5 protein-coding genes and 1 pseudogene are annotated in these 4,612 nt (G+C 68.7%); 3 read left to right on the top strand and 3 right to left on the bottom strand.

The window, feature by feature from the left end; genetic code table 11:
• Nucleotides 1-146, bottom strand: a pseudogene (locus ACILRF_RS14565) (UTP--glucose-1-phosphate uridylyltransferase); the annotation flags it as partial.
• Nucleotides 147-372: 226 nt separating this feature from the next.
• Between ACILRF_RS14565 and ACILRF_RS14560 the strand changes: the two are divergent.
• Nucleotides 373-717 (top strand): hypothetical protein, encoded by a 345-nt coding sequence (locus ACILRF_RS14560; RefSeq protein ID WP_395674131.1) that lies wholly within the window; start codon nt 373-375, stop codon nt 715-717.
• Between the two features lie 59 nt (nt 718-776).
• Here ACILRF_RS14560 and glmS read toward each other — a convergent pair whose 3' ends face one another.
• The gene (gene glmS, locus ACILRF_RS14555) at nt 777-2,594 is read right to left on the bottom strand and encodes a glutamine--fructose-6-phosphate transaminase (isomerizing) (protein ID WP_395674130.1); all 1,818 of its coding nucleotides are present in this window, start codon (nt 2,592-2,594) and stop codon (nt 777-779) included.
• Between the two features lie 116 nt (nt 2,595-2,710).
• Between glmS and glmM the strand changes: the two genes are divergently transcribed.
• Together glmM and ACILRF_RS14545 are read left to right on the top strand one after the other, a co-directional pair.
• Nucleotides 2,711-4,063, top strand: coding sequence for a phosphoglucosamine mutase (gene glmM, locus ACILRF_RS14550; RefSeq protein ID WP_395674128.1), 1,353 nt, complete (start codon nt 2,711-2,713; stop codon nt 4,061-4,063).
• 96 nt (nt 4,064-4,159) lie between these two features.
• Entirely contained in the window at nt 4,160-4,321 is a 162-nt protein-coding gene (locus tag ACILRF_RS14545) for a hypothetical protein (protein WP_395674126.1), read from the top strand.
• 3 nt (nt 4,322-4,324) lie between these two features.
• On the opposite strand, the gene ACILRF_RS14540 is transcribed toward ACILRF_RS14545, so the two are convergent.
• The coding region (locus ACILRF_RS14540) for a UDP binding domain-containing protein (RefSeq protein ID WP_395674124.1) at nt 4,325-4,612 on the bottom strand (288 nt) is incomplete at its 5' end.

Here is a 4,612-nt window from a genome sequence, read left to right as displayed (position 1 = left end):
GCCGCACGGCCCTCCTCGACGATGTAGGAGAGGATCGGCCGGTCGACGACGTTCAGCAGGTTCTTCGGTGTCGTCTTCGCCCCCGGCAGCACCCGGGTCCCCAGGCCGGCGACGGGCAGCACGGCCTTGCGCACGCGTTTGGTCATCAGTCCCCCACGACATCAGTCACTGGTTAAGCTTCGCCATCCGGCAGGCGCCAAACGCGCGACGGGCGTTTCCGATCCCCCGTTCGGCGACTAGAGGAGCCGGCGGCGGAAATCCACAGCTCGCTGCGACGAAATCACCCGCCAAGCTTCGGATCACGATTTCGGCACGACACAAAGGCGTGTAAGCTCAAAGGCCTGTCGGGGGACAGACTTCAGGGAAGCCATCATGAACCTGCGTATCCTGACCGCCGCCGCCCTCGTGGCCGCCGGCCTCACCGCCTGCCAGCAAAAGACCGAAGAAGCCCCGGCGACCGGCACCGCCGCCGACGCCTCCGCCATGGCGCCGGCTCCGGCGCCGACCGACCCGGCCGCGACCGGCGCGGCCGCCGACACCTCCGCGATGGGCACGGCCACCACCACCGACCCGGCCGCCGCCGGCGCCACCGGCTCCATGGGGGCCTCGGGCTCGATGGGCGCGAGCGGCTCGACGGGCGCGACGGGGACCACCGGCGCGACGGGCACGACCGGGACCACCGGCACGACCGGCACCTCCGGCTCGGCCACGCCGTAAGCTTCGGACCTCAGTCCGGCGAGACGGCCGCCCCTCGGGGCGGCCGTTTTTCGTTTGCGCTATTCGACCGTGACGGACTTGGCGAGGTTGCGCGGCTGATCGACGTCGGCGCCCTTCTGGACGGCCACGTGATAGGCGAGCAATTGTACCGGCGCCGACAGCACAAGCGGGGCGATCAGCGGGTCGCAGCGCGGCGCGGTCACCACTACGCGGGCCCCGGCCGGCGCGTACCGCTCGCCCTCCGGATCGGTGATGAAGATCACCTGTCCGCCTCGCGCCATCACCTCCTGCATGTTCGACGCCGACTTCTCGAAATAGCTGTCGAAGGGCGCGAGGATGACGATCGGCGTCTGCTCGTCGACGAGTGCGATCGGGCCGTGCTTCAGCTCGCCGGCGGCATAGCCTTCGGCGTGGATGTAGCTGATTTCCTTGAGCTTCAGGGCGCCTTCCAGAGCCAGCGGATACATCGGCCCACGGCCGAGGTAGAGCACGTCGCGCGCCTTGGCGACCTCCTGGGCGATGCTGCGGACGGCATCCTCGAGCTTGATGGATTCGGCGATCAGCCGAGGCGCTTCCAGCAGCACGCGGACCAGCCGCTGCTCCTCGGCCTCGTCGATCCGGCCGCGGGCCCGGGCGGCGGCGATCGCGACGGCCGTCAGGACGCTGACCTGGGCGGTGAAGGCCTTGGTCGAGGCGACGCCGATCTCCGGCCCGCAGTGGATCGGCCAGACCACGTCGACCTCGCGGGCCATGGTCGATTCCGTCGCGTTGACCACCGCGGCCGTGGTCATGCCCTTGCCCTGGCAGAAGCGCAGGGCCGCCAGGGTGTCGGCGGTCTCCCCGGACTGGCTCATGGCGATGGCCAGGGCGTCCTTGCGCAGCGCCGGCTGGCGGTAGCGGAACTCCGAGGCGATCTCGACGTCGACGGGCAGATCGGCGAGCTGCTCGATCAGATATTTGCCCATCAAGCCGGCGATGTAGGAGGTGCCGCAGGCGACGATCTGGATCCGCTCCATCGCGACCCAGTCGATGTCGCCGGAGACGGTCGTGCGCGCCTCGATCGGGTCCACGTAGGCGGAGATGGTGTGCTGGCATCCCTCCGGCTGGTCGTGGATCTCCTTCTCCATGAAGTGGCGGTAGTTGCCCTTCTCGACCAAGGCGGCCGATGCCGCCACCTGGCGGATCGATCGTTCGACCGCCTCGCCGGTCTCGTCGAAGATCCGCGCCCCGTCATGGTCGACGACCACGTAGTCGCCTTCCTCGAGATAGGTGATGCGGTTGGTGAACGGGCCGACGGCCAGGGCGTCCGAGCCGATGAACATCTCGCCGTCGCCGTAGCCGACGACCAGCGGGCTGCCGCGGCGGGCGCCCATCAGCAACGCGTCCTGGCCCTCGATCAACACGGCCAGGGCGTAGGCGCCGGTCAGCTGGTCGAGCGTCGCCTTCAGGGCGTCCAGCGGCGGGCGGCTGGCCAGTTCGGCATCGAGCAGGTGGGCGATGACCTCGGTGTCGGTCTCGCTCTCGAAGGTCCGGCCCTTGGCCTGCAGCGCCTCGCGCAGCTCGGCGTAGTTCTCAATGATGCCGTTGTGCACCAGGGTGACGCGCCCAGCCTTGTGCGGGTGAGCGTTGCGCTCCGACGGTGCGCCGTGCGTGGCCCATCGGGTGTGGCCGATGCCGATCTGGGCGTTGAGCGGCTCGGCGGCAAGCACCTCCTCGAGCGCCTTGATCTTGCCCTTGGCGCGGCGGCGTTCGAGCCGGCCGTCAACGACGCCGGCGATCCCGGCGGAGTCATAGCCGCGGTACTCCAGGCGCTTTAGGCTCTCGATCAGCCGACCTTCGACCGGGCCGCGACCGACAATGCCGATGATGCCGCACATGGAGCAGGATTCCCTCGAAATGGCAGAAAGAGCGGAGAGCCTCTAACGCCGCGCCTTTAGCATCGGCTAAGCTCGTCGCCACTAAATCAGAGTTTCGGATCGTTTCGAGGCCATTCATGAGCAAACGCGCCTACTTCGGCACCGACGGTATCCGTGGCCAGGCCAACCGGCACCCGATGACAGCCGAGGTCGCCCTCAGGGTCGGCATGGCGGCGGGCAAGCTTTTCATGTCCAAGGACGACCGTCGCCACCTGGTGGTGATCGGCAAGGACACACGGCTGTCCGGCTACATGATCGAGCCGGCCCTGGTCGCCGGCTTCACCAGCGTCGGCATGGACGTGCGCCTGCTGGGGCCCCTGCCGACGCCGGGCGTCGCCATGATGACCCGCTCGCTGCGTGCCGACCTGGGCGTGATGATCTCGGCCTCGCACAACCACTACGCCGACAACGGGATCAAGCTGTTCGGGCCGGACGGCTACAAGCTCTCCGACGGCCGCGAGCTCGAGATCGAGGCGCTGATGGACGAGGGCCTGCAACAGGGCCTCGCCGCGCCGGGGGCGCTGGGTCGCGTGCAGCGCATCGACGACTGCCAGGCCCGCTACGTCGAGATCGCCAAGGCCTCGTTCCCCAAGGGCCTCAGCCTGTCCGGCATGCGGATCGTCGTCGATTGCGCCAACGGCGCCGCCTACAAGGTCGCTCCGACCGCGCTCTATGAGCTCGGCGCCGAGGTAATCCGCGTCGGGGTCGCGCCCGACGGCTTCAACATCAACGACGACTGCGGCTCGACCGCCCCCGGCGCCATGCAGCGGGCGGTCAAGGAATATCGCGCCGACATCGGCATCGCCCTCGACGGCGACGCCGATCGGCTGCTGATCTGCGATGAGAAGGGCGTGGTGGTCGACGGCGACCAGATCATGGCCCTGATCGCCGACCATTGGCTGCGCGGCGACAGGCTGGCCGGCGGCGGTGTAGTCGCGACCGTGATGTCGAACCTTGGGCTGGAGCGCTACCTCGCCGACCGGAAGCTGACGCTTGAGCGGACGCAGGTCGGCGATCGCTACGTCATGGCGCGGATGCGGGAAGGCGGCTTCAACCTCGGCGGCGAACAGTCCGGGCATATCATCCTTTCGGACCTGTCGACGACCGGCGACGGCCTGTTGGCGGCGCTGCAGGTGCTGGCGGTGCTGAAGGAGAGCGACACGCCGCTCAGCGCCCTGGCCCGCCAGTTCGAACCGGTGCCGCAGAAGCTGGAGAACGTCCGCTTCGCCGGCGGCAAGCCGCTGGAGAACGACAAGGTCAAGGCGGTGTTGGCCGACGCCGAGCAGCGGCTGAACGGCTCCGGCCGGATCGTGGTCCGCGCCTCCGGCACCGAGCCCCTGATCCGCATCATGGCCGAGGGCGACGACGAGAGCCTGGTCAACCAGGTGGTCAAGGAGATCGCCGGGGCGGTGAAGAGCGCCGCCGCCTAGGGTAAACGAAACCTGTCCAATCCTTAATGGTTATGTCAGTCTCGGCTCGACTGCGCCGCTCGACCGGCGCAGCGCCATATACGGGTTGGAGGAAACATGCGGCGTGGGTTCGCCTTTGGCGCGCCGGCTGGACCGGCGGGTCAGTGCGCCGGCTCCCTGGCGTGCATCGGTTTCGTCGTCGCCTTGGCCGTGGCTTTCTGGGCGGGCGCGGTCTGGCTAGGCCAGGCGCTGATTCACTTCGCGACCTTCGGGTTCTAGGGCTCAGCGCCGCCCGATGCTCGCGTAGGTGAAGCCGCGGGCCTTCATGTCCGCGGGCTTGTAGATATTGCGCAGGTCGACCAGCACGGGTTTGCGCATCAGCAGCTTGATGCGGTCAAGGTCGAGCGCCCGGAACTGGTCCCACTCGGTGATGATCACCAGCACATCGGCGCTGTCGGCGACGGCGTAGGGCTCGTCCTTGAACTCGACCCCCTCCAGCATGTGCCGGGCCTCGCCCATCCCCTCGGGGTCGAAAGCCTGCACACGGGCCCCGCGGGCGATCAGCGCCGG

It is taken from the genome of Phenylobacterium sp. (assembly GCF_044236515.1).
Classification (GTDB): Bacteria; Pseudomonadota; Alphaproteobacteria; order Caulobacterales; family Caulobacteraceae; genus Phenylobacterium.
This window is presented reverse-complemented; position numbering and strand designations above follow the sequence as displayed.

Coding starts and splice junctions, on each gene's coding strand:
- ACILRF_RS14560 (WP_395674131.1), top strand. CDS start 373: ATGAACCTGCGTATCCTGACCGCCGCCGCCCTCGTGGCCGCCGGCCTC.
- glmS (WP_395674130.1), bottom strand. CDS start 2,594: ATGTGCGGCATCATCGGCATTGTCGGTCGCGGCCCGGTCGAAGGTCGG.
- glmM (WP_395674128.1), top strand. CDS start 2,711: ATGAGCAAACGCGCCTACTTCGGCACCGACGGTATCCGTGGCCAGGCC.
- ACILRF_RS14545 (WP_395674126.1), top strand. CDS start 4,160: ATGCGGCGTGGGTTCGCCTTTGGCGCGCCGGCTGGACCGGCGGGTCAG.